Origin of the sequence: Devriesea agamarum (assembly GCF_900070355.1) — a bacterium.
Lineage (GTDB): Bacteria > Actinomycetota > Actinomycetes > Actinomycetales > Dermabacteraceae > Devriesea > Devriesea agamarum.
In genome coordinates this window covers 2,789,510-2,805,466 of record NZ_LN849456.1, presented here as the reverse complement: position 1 = coordinate 2,805,466, position 15,957 = coordinate 2,789,510, and the positions used below count along the sequence as shown (strand labels likewise).

The window sequence follows — 15,957 nt, the reverse complement described above, 5'->3', positions numbered from 1 at the left end:
TTCTCAGACCCGTCGCACGATTCGTTTTCGGCTGTGCGGATATAACGACACAGCGCCACTACTCAATTACCAGAGTGTCTAAATATCTGGCCAAAACATGAACATAACAAGACCGACCAGAATAAATGACAGCCCAGATATGAGCCAATCAGACAACACGTCCGGTTGCTTTTCACTCCTCTCGGTGGAGGCAGATCCGATCATAGTTATCTCCACACTCTAATTAACACTTAAAGAAAGTTGTACACGCCATTATTTTTGGCCAATATCAAACCTCGTCGCCGCAGCAATCCAAACTAATATCAGCATCAATAAAGACTTTTAGCACAAACTGGCTATGGACATTAAAAAAGACCTATGCAACATCGACGCCAATGCCCGAAAATCATTTAACCAAACGGTAGGATTGAGCCGCAGGAATACCATCCGGGAATACATTCATCATAATTACCCGCGAAAACCAACCCACCTCAAACACGTAGATTCGTCCAGGGACAAATGATGCAGCTACCTCTTCGCTATTTTTATAGTTAACACCATTTGTTAAGGAAATATCGCCGCAGTTTTTGGTGTGGATCAGCACCCCAGTGGTTGAAACTTGGCCCCTATTTCCAACTGCTCGATTGACAGTAGCTTCCGCAGATAAAACTTCGCATCTCCACCGTTCAATACCCAAAGTATCCAAATATGGGCTAGCAATACCCAGTGCCGCAGCAACCGCAATTAAAAATGCCGTGCCACAAGCCAACCACTCCCCCACCACCTTTCTCCGCGACGGGACATCCTTCCTATGCTTACCCGCTTTCATATTTACAATGAACCTCACATCTAATGCCTATACCCGGCATCAACAATAGGGCCTCGCTAGAAACCAAAAAGTTCGCCACTTCATAAAACTCTGGCCACCGCACCCTGAATGAGCACCTAGCACTCAGACTAAAGTATCATTAATTCTGACGACAGGATATTTAGGTAAAGTTACTACAAAATTCGCCCTGGCGGTATGCAAACCAAAATAAACCATTTTCTAAATGATTTCTCTTGGCAGATAATTACCATTTGCGAACGACATGTAGGCCAATTGGACGACTTGCGCACCGCAATGAAATCAAAGATTTCAACCCTCTCATTTTCGTCTATGGTCTAACGGCATCCATTTGCGCCCATTACATGATAGAAACTTATTAAGAAGCTATAAATTTGGTCACATATATTTTGCAACAAATACATTTTAAACTTTGGGAATCCCATAAAAATTGAGCACACTGCACAGAGCCCGCAGGATATCTACTCAACTAACCGATATGACCGCGCCGACGGGATCCCATAAGGTATAACGTGCTTCATAAAAAGACGCGAAATTTATCTGACTTCAAAAATATAAATTTTCCCCAACCCAAAAGACTAGGCCACTTCTTCGCTATTGTCAATAGTTTATCCCTTTAGAATATGTGATGCGGCCACAGTATGTAGCGTGAATTATGATGCCAGCCGTACTAACTTGCCCCTACCCACCGACCTAACAGTTCTCGGTTCAGCAGAAATCACTTCACAATGCCACGGTTTAAGACCGAAACTATCAAAATATAGATTAAAGATACCCGGAATCGCAATTGCAGCAGGAAGAAACGCGGAACCAAAACAAACCAGTCCCCTAGCATTGGGGGCCAGGTTCGTTTACCTGTTGACGGAGTTTTCGTTCTCATTTTCACACCCAATCAATATTTAGCGATTCAGATGAAGTCCGACACTTGGAGCGCCGGCGCCGTTTCAGTCGATGCAGCGAAGCGCAACAGCGCGGTCATCACGCTCACTGCCACTGCCACTGCCACTGCCACTGCCACTGCCACATCATCCACAATCAGCAACCCGACGCTGCACCAGGAACTCACAATTACGTGAATTCAGGACTCTACAGGGGCGGACCTATGCTTGGCCGGCTAACTGCGCCTTTACCGGTAGGGCTGCCGCTACTGACACGACAGCCAGCAAGCAGACCAGCGTGCGCTTCTGGTACGACAACAGCACGTCCACGTCGTACGAGACAGCCCGCGCTGTAGTCGTGGGCTAAGCCCTAAGCAGCCTGCGGAGCGCAACGCGAACGTGATGTGTGTTGCGCTCCGAGACTGCCCACAGCGGTAGGCACAAAACGTAGGCGACTGCAGCCACTACGTACACCAGTACGACGGCAGCGGGAAGCGGAGGATGCCACGCAGCGACCAACCCGGTAACCAGCAACTTCACAATGGGAAGATGGTAAACGTAGACGGAGAACGAGACTTTACCTGAGCGGGCCACGGCCAGGGCACAGCGGTTCCGCACCGCTCCCGCACTGAGCGCCAGATACAGCACTAGGGGCGCTGCGCACAGGCCCAGCAGCACAAACCTGACTTCACGCGAAGGATTGACGACGTTGGAAGCCAGCATGCCTACCGCGAGGAGTGCAACTAAAAGGGCCGTCCAGCCCCTGCCACGCACTGTCGCCCACGCGGGAAAGCCCGCCGCCTTCCACCGCGCATGAACCGATGCGAGAACCACCCCAAACAGCCAGCTCGGAATCAGCAGGAGCAAGCTATGGCCAAACAGGGCGAGGCACCCAACGGCAATCACTCCGCCAACAGCGGCCCTTGCCCATACCCTACGGGTCAGGGCCACGATGAAGACCGTCGCCGCTGCGAAGATCATGTAAAACCAGAACTCGAATGCAAGGGACCACAGGGAATCATTGGATCCATACGTTCCGCAGCGGGGCTCTTGAAGGAACGCAGCGTTGCACACGGCAGGATAAATGCCCAGCCCGCCGCCGTACCTATCAAGCTTCGGCCAGACGCCACCCATAGCGCCACCAAGGATTCCGATAGCCAGCGTAAGGACCAGGCCAGGGATAAGCACTGTCCATAGCCGTGAAAGACGCTTGGCCAGATATACGCGCCACGAGAAACGGCCTGCGGCCACTTCGCGCAAAACCTGCCCGCCTACAAGGTAGCCGCTGAGCACGAAGAAAACAGCCACGGACTCCTGCGCGAAGGACGTTGGTAGGAGGATCACCTTCTGCCATGCCGCACCTGTCAGGCTGGTGCCTAGCGCATCAGCAAGCATGCTCCGCGAGTGTCCAAGGACGACAAGGATCGCGGCCAAGCCGCGCAGCACGTCAAGCCCGATAACGGACGCGGAAACGGATTCAGAGGTGCGCGCATTCGCGGCAACTTCCCCTATAGTCATACCGCGATAGTACCTGGCGGATAAATCCGGTTATACGATGGAAGGACCAGAACGATTGGCCCGAGTCGTCCTCATGGATTTTGCATCCTGGCATCGCTAAAAGTGGCTAGATCACTGCAGCGTATTCGGAGTTTTGAGCGGATGTTGATCCCCAGCTCTATCGGTGGCAGCTCGCCTTCCCTGATTCGCCCGTAGACGCAGGTTTCGAGATTTGCAGCAGGTTTGCCACCTCAGAGACCGGAAGCGGGGTGTAGGTGCCGGCGGTGAGGTCGTAGACGAACATGCCCACTGGCAGGCCACCAGAACTCGACTCAGCGCCCGTCACCAGAACCAGGCCGTCGTCGTGAACGTCGATGGCCTGCCCATCCCGACCCAGGCGGGAGCGCCAAGGCCCGCAGACCGTCACAGATGCGGGGCGGAATGTCTTCAACTCGGTCGCGAGGTAGGCGGTGCCATTTACGCCCTCGGGTGCGCCTGCTCCAAGGTTTGGCGGAGCCGCGACGCCGATACATGGGTGTAGATCTGGGTGGTTCCCAGTGAGGAATGGCCGAGCATTTCCTGCACACTTCGCAGGTCTGCTCCGCCTTCCACCATATGAGTTGCCGCGCTATGGCGCAGCGTATGGGGCGTGATATGAGTGGTGCGCCCCGAACCATCCCCCTGAACGCCCGGCATGTTCAACGACGCCTTATCTATCAGAGTGCGAACAGCCCGGTCACCAATGCGACCACCGCGCACCCCGAGGAAAAGCGCCAACCCTGAACGGGCATGGGCTAGAACAGGCCGCCCTTGTGCCACATAGTCCCGCATAGCTCGCAACGCTGGGTTGCCCACCGGAACCACGCGTTCTTTGGAGCCTTTACCCATCACCCGCACAGTGGCTTGCGCGGCATCAACCGATCCCAGGTCCAAAGCGCATAGCTCCCCGACGCGTAAAGCAGACGAGTACAGAAGCTCGATAATCGCGCGATCACGCAGCGCCGTAGCGGCCGTCCGCGGTGACGTGGATGCGGATGGTTCTACGGCCCCAGCTTCCAAAACTCCCGATACACGCTTTGCACCTTGTTCGCCATCTTGTGCCATATGACGCCGCAGCCCGCCTTGTGGTGAGCCCGGCTGGCCCTGAGCTGACCGATTGGTCGCGTCGATCAGAGCCGTTGCTTGTCGCACGCTGAGAACACTCGGCAGATGGGTCCCTCGCCGAGGAACTCGTAATCGCGCTCCGACATCGGTTGGAATGTAGCCGGCTCGCGCAAGATATCGGGTGAACGTTCGGATGGACGCGGCTGATCGAGCAAGGGTTGACGCACTAGCGCCGGTCTCAGCCCGAGTCGCGAGCCACGAGCGCAAGCCGATGAGATCAAGATCGGTGAGCGCGAGGTGTTCCTCAGTTTTCAGATGGTTTAGCAAACTCGCCGCTTCCCGACGATAGGCGCGGACTGTGTGTGGAGAGCGACCACGCTCCAGCTCTAGGTGGCGGGTATAGGCGGTGAGCACCGCGTCGTCTTCGGAACCACTCGAATCCCCGCGCAAGGATAATCCGGCAGATTCGGCAGTACCTAAGGATCCCTCATCGACAATTGCCACGCGCACCCTCCCTCACCGATAGCACCAGCAGTAACGATCCTCCGCTACCGGACGATCTCAAGCGGGACCCAGCACCAACCGCATCAAACAAGACCCAACGCTACTCACAAAATCCAACGCTACCCACAGAATCCAACGCTACCCACTAGATGCCCATCCCGCCATCACCTAGCCCCCTATCCACGACGAGCACGGACCCACGCCCCCGACGGTGTAGACCGCACATACCCCAACAGCTCTAATCGAGCCAAAGACGCATCCACCTCACCAGTCGTAAACCCAGTTTCCCGCACAAGACCCTGCCGTGAAAGATACCCACACGGAGGAAGCGCATCGAGCACCTGGCGATCTACCCCACTCAAACCATCCGTACCACCGCTTTTTCCGTCCTCACACGTCCCCTGGGGCACACCCCAACCCATCCCACCCGGAAGCATTGCCAAACATTCCTCTGCCGAGGTCACTAGCAACACGTTCGGATAGGTCCGCACAAGATCATGACATCCTGCGGATGATGCACTGGTGATCGGACCAGGAACAACCCCAACAGGCCGCCCCTGATCCAGAGCACGCCGCGCCGTCGCAAGGGCACCCGAACGCATACCGGCCTCTACCACCACCGTCCCGCACCCAAGCGCCGAAATCAGCCGGTTGCGAGCGAGAAACCGCCACCGGGTCGGCGTTGTTCCCGGCGGAGCCTCCGAAATGATCACCGAGGTGTCGATAATCCGGTGTAGCAGCTCATGATGTCCGCGGGGGTAGAGCCGGTCAAGACCTCCTGCGAGCACCGCAACCGTTGAACCTGACTGAGTTGCCAAATAACTGCCATAGGCCGCACCCATCGCGGACTGATTGCCATCCCCCAGCTGGCTATCCCTAACCTGACTGTTATCCCCGACCTGGTAGCCATCACCGCCAGCCGGCCCGCATATCGAGGCCGCGCGATCTAACGCCGCATCACGCGACGATGCAGCGCGCTCAGCGGCAAGCGCTGACCTGTGCGCTGCGCCGTCTATCCCGTAAGCCCCTCCGGAAATGATGCACACCCCACGGCGCACGAGGGCCGCGGCAAACGAGGATGCAACGTCTTCTCCGTACGGGCTCGAAGCCCGGGCACCAACCATCGCTAACGATGTTCCTACGGACCGGCGTAGGTGTCCTCGTCCTCGCACCCATAAACAGTGCGGGGCGCTTTCTGCAAGAACAGAAAACGCTTCATGTGGCCACTCTTCGTCACCGGGGACCAGAACTCGTCCGCCGAGCCGGGTGTGTTCTGCAAACGCGGCATCGAGATTGGTAGTACGGTCTCGCTGGCTCCAGCGTTTCCAGGCTGTGAGCAGCCGCGCTTTCGAGGCCGGTGACGACGGAGAAGATAAACTGTCGGAGGTCATCGCATCGCAGATAGCGTCGTGCAGCTGTGTGGGAGTGCCGGTGCGCAGTATCGTCAAGGCACCGACCGGCCCTACCCGTGAGCACACAAGATGGGCGAGCGCGTCGTGCGGTTCTGCGATGAGTGACCAGCTCACCGCGGCGTGTCTGAGGTCCGTCTGATCGGTGGTCGTGGTCATCGCCGATCAGTTCCTCGCAAGGTTAGGGCGAGACCCACATGATCCAGCGAGGGATACGCTGCCCCATCCAGATCGGCTAGGGTCCATGCCAGGCGCAGCACGCGCGCGTATCCCCGCATTGTTAGACGGCATTCTGCCAGTGCCCGTTCTAAAAGATTGATGGCTCGGGAATCGAGCGGGAAGTCTCGGCGCAGCACCGGCCCGGGCACCTGAGCATTTAATGAATACGGATAGGAGCGCAGGCGAGCGGCCTGGCGCGCTCGGGCATCCCGAACCCGCTCAGCGATTCTCACACTCGGTTCACCCGCCGTCGCACCTGTCACAGCTCCGGGTTGAACCGGTGGAAGTTCGCATCGAATGTCGATTCGATCGAGGATCGGACCGGAGATTCTCGAGGTGTATCGCCGTCTGGCCATGGGCGTGCAGGTGCAGCGGGTGCCGTGTCCGCTTGCATAACCGCAGGGACAGGGGTTGTGCGCCATCACGAGTTGGAAACGGGCAGGATAGCGGGTCACTCTATGTGCCCGGTGGACCGTAATATCGCCGGTCTCAAGCGGTTCGCGCAGAGCATCGAGGACTCGGGGAGAAAACTCAGGTGCCTCATCGAGGAACAACACCCCCGCGTGTGCCCGCGAGATAGCTCCGGGCCGCGGCATTCCCGATCCTCCGCCGATGATCGCGGCCACGGTGGCCGTGTGATGCGGCGCTTCAAACTGCGGTCTGCGTAAAAGGCCGCGTTCGGCGTTGAATTGTCCGCTCAGCGAATGCACGGCACTGACTTGAACGGCATCCTCGTGCCCTAGGTCCGGCAATATCCCTGGGAGTCGGGATGCAATCATGGTTTTTCCGGTCCCTGGCGACCCGCACAGCACAAGCGGATGACCTCCGGCTGCTGCCACTTCAGCGGCTCGTCGCGCGTGGTGCTGTCCAAGAACATCGCCGAAATCAGGTTCAGCTCCTCCCTGAGGTGCACCCGCTTTGCTTCCGCCCTCGCTTCCCTCCTCACGTCTGGTGTCGTGTCTGCCGGCAGGGGCTGATTGCGCTGCGGATGACCTCATGACCTGGTGTCGCGGAATGGTCAGCTGACGTGCGTGTCCCCCGTATGAGCGCACGACTTCGCCGAGATCATCGGCGGCGACAACGTCAATCCCCGGCACGAGCCCAGCTTCACTCGCGTTCTCCCTCGCCACCACGCAGCGGGCGATACCGAGCCGGGATGCCGCTAACACCGCCGGGAGAATGCCCGGCACCGGTCGCAGTCGCCCATCCAGACCGAGCTCACCGAGATGAACTGTCGCGGCTGCCTGGTTTGATGCCACCGCGCCCGTTGCGCACAGGATAGCCACCGCTATCCCCAGGTCATGCATGGACCCTTGTTTCGGCAGATAGGCGGGGGTCATGTTGACCGTGAGCCGACGTTCCGGCAACCGATGACCGATTTGTTGAAGAGCGCTGCGTACGCGGTCGCGCGCCTGCAACATGGACGAATCTGGTAACCCCACGAGATGAAATGCCGGAAGTCCGGCGCTTGCCTCGGCTTCGACCTCTACGAGAGTCCCCTCGATTCCGCTGAGCGAGACAGATCGGGTGCGCCCTATGCTCATTGCCCGACCCCACGCACATGTTCCACGACCGGCTGACCTGGCAGAAGAACAATTCCGAGCACGTCAATGCGCAAATCGCGGTGCGGCGGAGCGTTATCCATGAGGTAGTAACCTGCGAGACGTCGAAGCCGCGCCAGCTTCGAGACATTGACTGCGGCTTGCGGGGATCCAGCTGCGACACTGCGACGGGTTTTCACTTCGACAAACACCAACGTGGTGCCGTCTAAGGCAACAATGTCTAGCTCCCCTCGGGCAACCCGATAGTTGCGATCCAGTACGTTCCACCCGATCTTTTCGAGGTACCTGGCCGCGAATTCCTCCCCGTAGCGCCCCACCTCGCCCCTAGTCATGTGCCCGGTCGGCACCGGTCTCATCCCGTCCAGCCCCGCAAGATCCGGCATCACCACACCCGGCACCACGACACCCGACATCACCGCACTAGCGTTCGACGGCGTCAGTCCTGGATTCCCCAGCGCCAGTCCAGCACTCGCTACCGCCACTCCAGCATCCGCTACCGCTGCTTTAGCATCGGGCGGAGCGTGGCTGCTCATGGAGATCGGGTCGCGGTGCGACGCCGCACCCCCGTCTAGCTGGGCGACGGACCGTCGAGGCGATGAGTCAAGGGCATTGTTCATACCACCCACTGTGGGCGCCTCTGCTCACTGCGAGAGGCACGGCCACGATGCCGTGGATAAGCGCTAACCAGCTGTACCTGTGGGAAACTGCGCATCCGCCCTCGGAACCGATTCACCCTCGTCCACCAAACCAGTCCCTACTCCAGCCACCTGCCCACTAATCAGGTATACGAAGATCCGACTTCGCCAATTCTTCGATATTGACATCCTTAAACGTCACCACCCGCACCGACCGCACAAAACGCGACGCGCGATAGACATCCCACACCCACGCATCAGCCAACGTCAACTCATAAAACACTTCACCACCAGCAGCCCGCACCTGAAGATCAACCTGATTAGCCAGATAAAAGCGTCTTTCCGTCTCCACCACATAGGTAAACAAAGACACCACGTCACGGTACTCGCGATACAGCTGGAGTTCCATATCGGATTCGTAATTTTCGAGATCCTGCGCGCTCAACTCGTTGCCCTCCTGTGGTCTGCTCCCCCACAGTACGACACCACCAGACTCAACACTCACCCACCAATCGCCAACTACGCCGATGCTGCTCATGCAGACCAAGCTCAGCAATAGCCGCACGATGCACGACAGATCCATACCCCTTATTGCGATCCCATGCATAACTGGGAGCCTGGGAAGACAACCCAACCATGAGATCATCCCGAAAAACCTTCGCGATCACACTAGCCGCCGCCACACTCAGACAGCAACGATCCGCCCCAACCCGCATCCTAACCGGAGCGACCACACCCGACACCCCAGCGGTCCCACCGACCCCGCGAGCCGTCCCATCTCGCCAACCGATAGACGTTATCAATCCGCCGTCCGCCGCATCAAACGGCAGAGGTTCCCCGTGCTCGTAGACTGCGTGAAGCCAATTATGAGAACCGTCGAGAATGATCGCGTCGACCGTGAGCCCAATTTCGGACAGAGCCCGATGCCCCGCCCGGCTCAGCGCACCCACAATCCCAAAGGCATCAATCTCGGCAGGACTAGCTAGCCCGATCCCCCAAGCCGTCGCACTCTGACGAATCTGCGGGGCCAAACGCACCCGACGCGCAGGCGTTAAAAGCTTAGAATCGCGGATACCCTCCGGCAAACCAGCCCGCTCAGCAACCGGCCACACCTGCCCCGTCTGAGGATCAACCCGAAAACGCGCCGCAACCGCACCCACCACCACAGGCCCAGCAAGAGCGCCCCTCCCCACCTCATCGACACCGACAATCAACAGCTCAGAAGCCTCGTCGATCAAAGGGTTTTGACGTGCGATAGCAGCCGCGAGCTCACACTCAATACTCAGATCAGGGTCTTGCACAGAACGAGTCACGGGTGCGCAGGAACGTGAGCGAAGGTATCCTCACCGGCGCTCAGCGTACGCCAGCGGGAAATCGGCCACATGATGAATTTCGCCTTCCCCGTAATAGCGCTCTCCGGCACAAACGCCCGGTCAGGGCTCAATCCCTGGCTATAGATGTAGTGGTAGGCGGAGTCAGCCGAGGCATAACGGTTATCGCCCATCACCCAGACATGCTTGGGCGGAACCTTCACGTCGAAGGCTTCCTGGCATGCGCCACCCGAAGGATTAATGTACGGCTCATGCACGGTGACACCATTGATCTGAAGCTGCGCACCACGGCTCGCGCACACGAGGTGGTCACCCGGCATACCAATCAGACGCTTGACGAGATGATTATCAGCGGGATCCGCAGCAAGCCCAACATAAGACAAAACCTTCGAGACCTTCTGCCCAAACGTCGGCTCACGGTGCTCGTTCTCCAGCCAGTTGGCGGGATCGCTGAACACAATCACATCGCCTCGATGCAGATCAAACACACTCGGGGTGAGCTTCGAGACCACAATTTTGTCGTCAACCCTCAGAGTCGGAATCATCGAACCGGAGGGGATGAAAAACGGCTGGAATAAAAACGTCTTGATCAGCACCGAGATGAGCAGCGCGACGACGATCGTGGCCACATAGTCCCAGAACGTGCTGCGTTTCCTTCGGCGTTTACGGTCAGAACGCTTACGAGAAGGGGAGGCAGATACAGCCTCTCCAGAGGCGTTCTCCTCATCTGCTTGGCCCTCGGCCCGGGGGGTGATCTCACTCATCGCACAGTCATCTTAACTGCACCCGCTGAAGAAACCGTTCCGGGGGCCACAGAATGCGCCAGGCCGATCCCACCACCCGCTCCGTCGGGATCATTCCCCCGCCCGGCGCGCCGAGGTGGCTGCGCGAGTCCGCTGAGACTGACCGATGGTCCCCAAGCAGAAACAACCGCTCGGCAGGGACCTTCACGGTGAACGGGAAACTGCTGGGAGCATCCCCGGGGAATAGATACGGCTCATCAAGGGGAGAACCGTTCACGGTGATTCGTCCCTGCTGATCACAGCAGGCCACACGGTCGCCGGGCAATCCGATAATGCGTTTTACCCAGTAGCGTCCGCCATCTGTGCCCGGCGCAAAATAGTCACGACCATCGAACACCACCACTTCGCCTCGGGAAAACGGTTGCCGATCCAGTTTGTTGACCACCACCAGCTCGCCTCGGTTGAGTGTGGGAGCCATCGAATCTGAGGGGATGTGAAAAACCTGCACCACCGCGAGGCGCAGCACCACCACCATCACGACAACGCAAACGGCGACGGCCAGAAAAACTGGTCGCCGCCGTCGCTGAGTTGCTGTGCGCATCATTATCTGCGGGTCGGCATCGCCACCGTGCGGAGGTCGATGCCCTCGCGTCAGCTGTGGTCGCGCTTCTCCTTGATACGGGCCTTCTTACCGGTCAGGCCACGCAGGTAGTACAGCTTGGCGCGACGGACATCACCGCGGGTGACGACCTCGATCTTGTCGATGGTGGGGGCGTGCACCGGGAACACACGCTCAACACCCACACCGAAGGAGATCTTGCGAACACGGAAAGTCTCCCCCACGCCACGGCCCTGACGGGCGATGACGTAGCCCTGGAAAACCTGGATACGAGAGCGGTTACCTTCAACCACGCGCACGTGAACCTTCACGTTGTCGCCGGGACGGAAGTCCGGAACGTCATCGCGCAGGGATGCGGCGTCGAGGTGATCGAGATTATGCATCTGTCAGCTCCATTCGTCGCCCCGGGTCGGCGAACTTGGTCGTGACCGGTAGTTCCCGGTCGCAAAGTGTTCTGTGTATGCCGCGAACTCACCGAGCCTGCGACGCAGCGCAAGCCCTCAGAGCACGCGGTCACATGCGTGGCCCTCTGGCCGCCGGACCCATTTCACCGGGTGCTATCCGACAACGGAGCAGCCGTCCGCTCAATGCGTTCACTCCCCCGAGGCAGATGAACGCGCGGAACACGCATGCCGGTTCATTGTGCCATCAGCAGTCATACACCTGCAATGCAAGATCGCGGTCGATCAGCTCCGTTCCCTGTCGGTTTGGTCACGGTTCGCCAATAAATCAGGGCGACGCTCCCGGGTCCGTTCAAGGGACCGTTCGCGCTGCCACCGCGTGATCTCAGCATGATGCCCGCTGAGAAGAATCTCCGGGACATTGCGCACCGCCCCGTCGGGATCTATCCAGGACGCAGGCCGCGTGTACAACGGGTATTCCAGCAGCCCCGACGCATGGGATTCCTCAACCGCGCTATCGGGATTACCGAGCACCCCCGGGATTAACCGGACCACTGCCTCAGTGATCGCGAGCACGGCAACTTCACCGCCGTTCAGCACGTAATCACCGAGCGAGGCCAGCGCCACATCGAGATCCTGATCGGCAAGGTATTCGTATAGACGCTCGTCAATACCTTCGTATCGACCGCATGCAAAGATCAGCCATGGCCGGGATGACCATTCCTGTGCGGTGGCTTGGCGGAAGGGCTGACCGGCGGGATTGGGAAACACCACCAGGGGCCGTGCCGTCGACCCCAATGTCTCCTGCCCGCGGGCAATCACTGCGGTGAGAGCTTCCGCCCAGGGCTCCGGTTTCATAACCATGCCCGCGCCGCCGCCCATCGGGGTATCGTCCACAGTGCGATGCCGGTCATGCGTGTAGTCGCGCAGGTTGGTGACGTGAACGTCGATCAGGCCCCGCTGCCGCGCTTTGCCGATCAGAGACAACTCCAGCGGCGCCATATAGTCGGGGAAAATCGTGATGACATCGATCCTCACGACGCTTTGCCCTCGTTCGTGATGTGACTGGTAAAGGCGTCACCGTCCAGTTCTGGGGCGTCCGATTCATCGGGACCGACCGACTCGGCAGCGCGGCCCGGCTCAAGGGCATCCGACTCGGGCGCGCCCCCCGACTCAGCGGCGCTATCACCCATCTCCAGGTGCGGGAAGAGCCCGCCGGGCGGGTCAGCAATCACCTTGCCCTGCTCCACGTCTACCTCGGGAACCAGCTGGGAAACGAAAGGAAGCATGACCCGCTCACCCGACGGTGTCGCCACGATCAGAACGTCTTGCGCAGGATAGTGCTCCAGGTCAGCCACGCGCCCCAATGCGCGACCGGCCATATCCTCGACCGCAAGCCCCTTCAGCTGCGTGGGATACCAGGCTTCAGGGTCGTCTTCTGTCTCCTCATCGGGATCCACCTCGATGACGAGCTCGACCCCTCTCAAGCTCTCTGCGGTGGTCCTGTCAGTGACCTCCTCAAATTTTGCGTACCAGCGCCCGGCCTGCACTCGCGTTGAAGCGATCGTGAGCTCCGTAAGGTCACGACGGTGAACAGACCCGGACCCGGCAGAGGCGATATCGGCCCCTCCCGGAAGCGGGAACGTCATTCCGGGTGCGAGGCGTACCTCCGGCTGATCCGTGCGCAAGATCAGCGCGACCTCACCGCGCAAACCGTGGGCCTTTCCAATGGTGGCGACGATGACCTCAAGTGTGTTCATGGTGTTCCTCGTCCGGGATGCGGGTATCTGGTCTATCTGTCAGAGAACGTCAAAGGCGGCACCGCACTCGTGCACGATGCCGCCTTCAATGGGTCCGGGACGACCACATGTGGCACGGTCCCAAACCGGGATGCCTATATCAGCGCCGGTCGACGTCGACGATATCGACCCGCACGTCCTCATCGGACAGAGCGGTGGTCACAGTGCGCAATGCGCGAGCTGTGCGACCGGCACGGCCGATGACCCGGCCGAGATCCTCAGGATGCACCCGGACTTCCAGCAAGGGCCCACGTCGCGGGTTCTTTTCCTTGACGCGAACATCATCCGGATGATCGACGATGCCTCGCACGAGATGTTCGAGGGCTTCGGCGCAGGCACTCATGGTCAGGACTCGCTCGAGGCCGACTCCTCGGCCTCCGCGGTGGTCTCGCCCTCAGCCGGAGCTTCTTCACCGACCTCCGAGGCGGACTTGGCCTTCTGAGCACCCGCGCGCTTCTCAGCGGCAGCCTTGTCAGCTTCTGCGATAAGTTCCTTGACGTCCTGCTTAGGTGCCTTGGTCTTCAGGGAACCTTCGGTGCCCTCCTCGCCCTTGAACTTCTGCCAGTCACCGGTGATCTTCAGGATCGCGGCAACCTGCTCGGTGGGCTGGGCGCCCACGCCGAGCCAGTACTGAGCGCGCTCAGACTTCACCTCGATGAACGAGGGCTCTTCGGTGGGATGGTACTTGCCGATCTCTTCGATCACGGCGCCATCGCGCTTCTTGCGGGAATCGGCGACGACGATGCGGTAGAACGGTGCACGGATCTTGCCCATGCGCTTCAGGCGAATCTTAACGGCCACGGGTGTGGACTCTCCTTATATGCGTCTTGTCGGTGAGGTGCCACGCCACCCTGTGGGGTGATGCCGGGGGTGCGCTCCTCGACGGGGTTGCGCCGCATCGAAGGTAGAGGGCCGTGATGGGCGCAGACAATGGGAAATTATGCCAGAGCGTCCGGGCTGCGACCAGAGCTGAATCGGCTCACCACCTCGATGTGGCAGACCTTACTCTGCTATCCCCCTTAGCCAGCGCCGCTATCCCCACGGCGAGCGGCCTCATGAGCCGGGGCTTACCCTGCGTCCACCGATGAGAACAGCACTCAGATCTTTCAACGCCCGCACGTCGCTGCGCGGGTCCTGGTCCATCACCAAAAGGTCAGCGATAGCGCCTTCACCGAGTCCGAACGGTTCTGCATTCCAGCGAGCAGCGGCATCACTACCCGGCTGGACGCTGCAGCCTGCCGTATTGATGCCCCAATCCGGCTGCTCGCCGTGGTCCTGGACCTCGCGATCCGGCTGGACCTTGCGCTCAGCCGTGCCCGTATCCGCCCCGAGAAACTGTGCGGGCCCCCAACATGCAGCTTGAAGCACGTCAACGTCGCTCAGACCCACCTTTTTTAGCTCCGCCATCTCGTCGTGCACAATCCCGTGTCCAAGCACCCCACCCGAATCGGTTCCAAGCAGCAACTGAATACCCGCTTCATGTGCGGCAGCGGTGCGTTCATATCGGGCAGCGTGAAGAGCTCGCATATGGGCGGCGTAAGCGGGAAACTTCCGTTCACCTTGTGCCGCATACGTGGTGAACTCACCGACGTTAACCAAAGTCGTGACCACAGGAACCCGGGCGGCAGCTACCCGGTCGATGGTGTCATCGTTCAGTCCACTCGCGTGTTCCAGACAGTCAAACCCGGCATCTAACAGCATCGGCAGCGTGTCCTCAGCAAAGGTGTGGGCCGTGATGTGCCCGCCCGCCGCATGGACACGAGCGGCGGCGGCCGCAAAATCGTCGGCTTCAAATGTCGGCGCGAGGTCACCTAGGTCCCGGTCAATCCAGTCCGCCACAACCTTCACCCATCCATCCGACCGCTGCAATTCACGGGCGCAAGTATCGGCCAGAGCATCCGGTTCCACTTCATCGGCGTACCCGATTAAATAACGGCGAGTGCGCGCAATATGGCGGCCACACCGCACAATCCGGGGCAGGCCGGCGCCCTGCCCGCCGCGGTCCTGTAACGACCTGGTATCCAACAGAGAGCCCGCGTCACGGATCAAAAGAACCCCGGTATCGCGGTCCGTAATGGCCTGCGCCCGGGCTTCCTCCAGACTGACCACGCCGCCCGCGTCGCCAATTCCAATGTGGCAGTGCAGATCAGCCAGGCCCGGAAGAACGAACCCGTCGAGATCGACCGGGTCGCGGCCGTGCAGTTCCTGCTCGGGCTTGCGGTAGGTGATGCGACCATTAACGACCCATGCCTCGGATTCGATTCGGTCGCGAGCTACCAAAATAGGTCCGGTCAGATGCCAGATGGGATCATCGATCCGACTCATTGAATCAGCCGTGGTCACTGCTCTCTTCCCACCTGCTCAGCCATCTGGATGTGCCCTACCGTTGGAGTACCCGTGCCGTGCTCGTGTCAGCGAGGCGTCGTCGGG

18 protein-coding genes are annotated in these 15,957 nt (G+C 59.5%); all 18 read right to left on the bottom strand.

Going from position 1 to position 15,957, the window contains the following annotated elements:
* Nucleotides 1-385 precede the first annotated feature (385 nt).
* Entirely contained in the window at nucleotides 386-808 is a 423-nt protein-coding gene (locus BN1724_RS13015) for a hypothetical protein (protein ID WP_157085885.1), read from the bottom strand.
* Nucleotides 809-1,733: 925 nt separating this feature from the next.
* Nucleotides 1,734-1,892 (bottom strand): hypothetical protein, encoded by a 159-nt coding sequence (locus BN1724_RS13010; RefSeq protein ID WP_157085884.1) that lies wholly within the window; start codon nucleotides 1,890-1,892, stop codon nucleotides 1,734-1,736.
* A gap of 175 nt (nucleotides 1,893-2,067) precedes the next feature.
* Complete coding sequence (locus BN1724_RS11780; protein ID WP_058235520.1) at nucleotides 2,068-3,222, bottom strand: acyltransferase family protein; 1,155 nt, start codon at nucleotides 3,220-3,222, stop codon at nucleotides 2,068-2,070.
* Between the two features lie 157 nt (nucleotides 3,223-3,379).
* Nucleotides 3,380-3,652 carry a hypothetical protein gene (locus tag BN1724_RS11775; protein WP_157085883.1) on the bottom strand — a complete coding sequence of 91 codons (273 nt, stop codon included), beginning with the start codon at nucleotides 3,650-3,652 and terminating at the stop codon, nucleotides 3,380-3,382.
* Nucleotides 3,653-3,678: 26 nt separating this feature from the next.
* Nucleotides 3,679-4,809: a tyrosine recombinase XerC gene (locus BN1724_RS11770; protein ID WP_231928246.1), complete on the bottom strand. Its 1,131-nt coding sequence runs from the start codon at nucleotides 4,807-4,809 to the stop codon at nucleotides 3,679-3,681.
* Nucleotides 4,810-4,985: 176 nt separating this feature from the next.
* The gene (locus BN1724_RS11765; RefSeq protein ID WP_058235518.1) at nucleotides 4,986-6,377 is read right to left on the bottom strand and encodes a DNA-processing protein DprA; all 1,392 of its coding nucleotides are present in this window, start codon (nucleotides 6,375-6,377) and stop codon (nucleotides 4,986-4,988) included.
* Entirely contained in the window at nucleotides 6,374-7,981 is a 1,608-nt protein-coding gene (locus BN1724_RS11760; protein ID WP_058235517.1) for a YifB family Mg chelatase-like AAA ATPase, read from the bottom strand. The genes BN1724_RS11765 and BN1724_RS11760 overlap by 4 nt, the downstream gene beginning before the upstream one ends.
* Nucleotides 7,978-8,616, bottom strand: coding sequence for a YraN family protein (locus tag BN1724_RS13510; RefSeq protein WP_331709465.1), 639 nt, complete (start codon nucleotides 8,614-8,616; stop codon nucleotides 7,978-7,980). The genes BN1724_RS11760 and BN1724_RS13510 overlap by 4 nt, the downstream gene beginning before the upstream one ends.
* Before the next feature lie 157 nt (nucleotides 8,617-8,773).
* A complete protein-coding gene (locus BN1724_RS11750) occupies nucleotides 8,774-9,079 on the bottom strand; it encodes a DUF2469 domain-containing protein (RefSeq protein WP_058235516.1) in 306 nt (101 codons plus the stop codon).
* Nucleotides 9,080-9,128: 49 nt separating this feature from the next.
* Nucleotides 9,129-9,935, bottom strand: coding sequence for a ribonuclease HII (locus BN1724_RS11745; protein WP_172797129.1), 807 nt, complete (start codon nucleotides 9,933-9,935; stop codon nucleotides 9,129-9,131).
* An 8-nt stretch (nucleotides 9,936-9,943) separates the two neighbouring features.
* Nucleotides 9,944-10,729, bottom strand: coding sequence for a signal peptidase I (lepB, locus tag BN1724_RS11740; RefSeq protein WP_058235514.1), 786 nt, complete (start codon nucleotides 10,727-10,729; stop codon nucleotides 9,944-9,946).
* Nucleotides 10,730-10,736: 7 nt separating this feature from the next.
* Complete coding sequence (gene lepB, locus BN1724_RS11735) at nucleotides 10,737-11,312, bottom strand: signal peptidase I (protein WP_058235513.1); 576 nt, start codon at nucleotides 11,310-11,312, stop codon at nucleotides 10,737-10,739.
* A gap of 47 nt (nucleotides 11,313-11,359) precedes the next feature.
* Complete coding sequence (rplS, locus tag BN1724_RS11730) at nucleotides 11,360-11,710, bottom strand: 50S ribosomal protein L19 (protein ID WP_058235512.1); 351 nt, start codon at nucleotides 11,708-11,710, stop codon at nucleotides 11,360-11,362.
* Between the two features lie 303 nt (nucleotides 11,711-12,013).
* Nucleotides 12,014-12,766 carry a tRNA (guanosine(37)-N1)-methyltransferase TrmD gene (gene trmD, locus BN1724_RS11725; RefSeq protein ID WP_058235511.1) on the bottom strand — a complete coding sequence of 251 codons (753 nt, stop codon included), beginning with the start codon at nucleotides 12,764-12,766 and terminating at the stop codon, nucleotides 12,014-12,016.
* Entirely contained in the window at nucleotides 12,763-13,488 is a 726-nt protein-coding gene (rimM, locus tag BN1724_RS11720; protein WP_084253029.1) for a ribosome maturation factor RimM, read from the bottom strand. The genes trmD and rimM overlap by 4 nt, the downstream gene beginning before the upstream one ends.
* 139 nt (nucleotides 13,489-13,627) lie before the next feature.
* On the bottom strand, nucleotides 13,628-13,870 hold the full coding sequence (locus BN1724_RS11715; protein ID WP_058235510.1) for an RNA-binding protein: 243 nt from the start codon (nucleotides 13,868-13,870) through the stop codon (nucleotides 13,628-13,630).
* 2 nt (nucleotides 13,871-13,872) lie between these two features.
* Nucleotides 13,873-14,328 carry a 30S ribosomal protein S16 gene (gene rpsP / locus BN1724_RS11710; protein WP_058235509.1) on the bottom strand — a complete coding sequence of 152 codons (456 nt, stop codon included), beginning with the start codon at nucleotides 14,326-14,328 and terminating at the stop codon, nucleotides 13,873-13,875.
* Nucleotides 14,329-14,580: 252 nt separating this feature from the next.
* On the bottom strand, nucleotides 14,581-15,852 hold the full coding sequence (locus BN1724_RS11705) for an amidohydrolase family protein (RefSeq protein WP_197671800.1): 1,272 nt from the start codon (nucleotides 15,850-15,852) through the stop codon (nucleotides 14,581-14,583).
* Between the last annotated feature and the right edge of the window lie 105 nt (nucleotides 15,853-15,957).

What these genes read in the sequence shown, in the direction of transcription:
- BN1724_RS13015 (WP_157085885.1), bottom strand. Translation starts at nt 808, where the DNA reads ATGAAAGCGGGTAAGCATAGGAAGGATGTCCCGTCGCGGAGAAAGGTG.
- BN1724_RS11780 (WP_058235520.1), bottom strand. Translation starts at nt 3,222, where the DNA reads ATGACTATAGGGGAAGTTGCCGCGAATGCGCGCACCTCTGAATCCGTT.
- BN1724_RS11765 (WP_058235518.1), bottom strand. Translation starts at nt 6,377, where the DNA reads ATGACCACGACCACCGATCAGACGGACCTCAGACACGCCGCGGTGAGC.
- BN1724_RS11760 (WP_058235517.1), bottom strand. Translation starts at nt 7,981, where the DNA reads ATGAGCATAGGGCGCACCCGATCTGTCTCGCTCAGCGGAATCGAGGGG.
- BN1724_RS13510 (WP_331709465.1), bottom strand. Translation starts at nt 8,616, where the DNA reads ATGAACAATGCCCTTGACTCATCGCCTCGACGGTCCGTCGCCCAGCTA.
- lepB (WP_058235514.1), bottom strand. Translation starts at nt 10,729, where the DNA reads ATGAGTGAGATCACCCCCCGGGCCGAGGGCCAAGCAGATGAGGAGAAC.
- lepB (WP_058235513.1), bottom strand. Translation starts at nt 11,312, where the DNA reads ATGATGCGCACAGCAACTCAGCGACGGCGGCGACCAGTTTTTCTGGCC.
- rplS (WP_058235512.1), bottom strand. Translation starts at nt 11,710, where the DNA reads ATGCATAATCTCGATCACCTCGACGCCGCATCCCTGCGCGATGACGTT.
- rimM (WP_084253029.1), bottom strand. Translation starts at nt 13,488, where the DNA reads ATGAACACACTTGAGGTCATCGTCGCCACCATTGGAAAGGCCCACGGT.
- BN1724_RS11715 (WP_058235510.1), bottom strand. Translation starts at nt 13,870, where the DNA reads ATGAGTGCCTGCGCCGAAGCCCTCGAACATCTCGTGCGAGGCATCGTC.
- BN1724_RS11705 (WP_197671800.1), bottom strand. Translation starts at nt 15,852, where the DNA reads ATGAGTCGGATCGATGATCCCATCTGGCATCTGACCGGACCTATTTTG.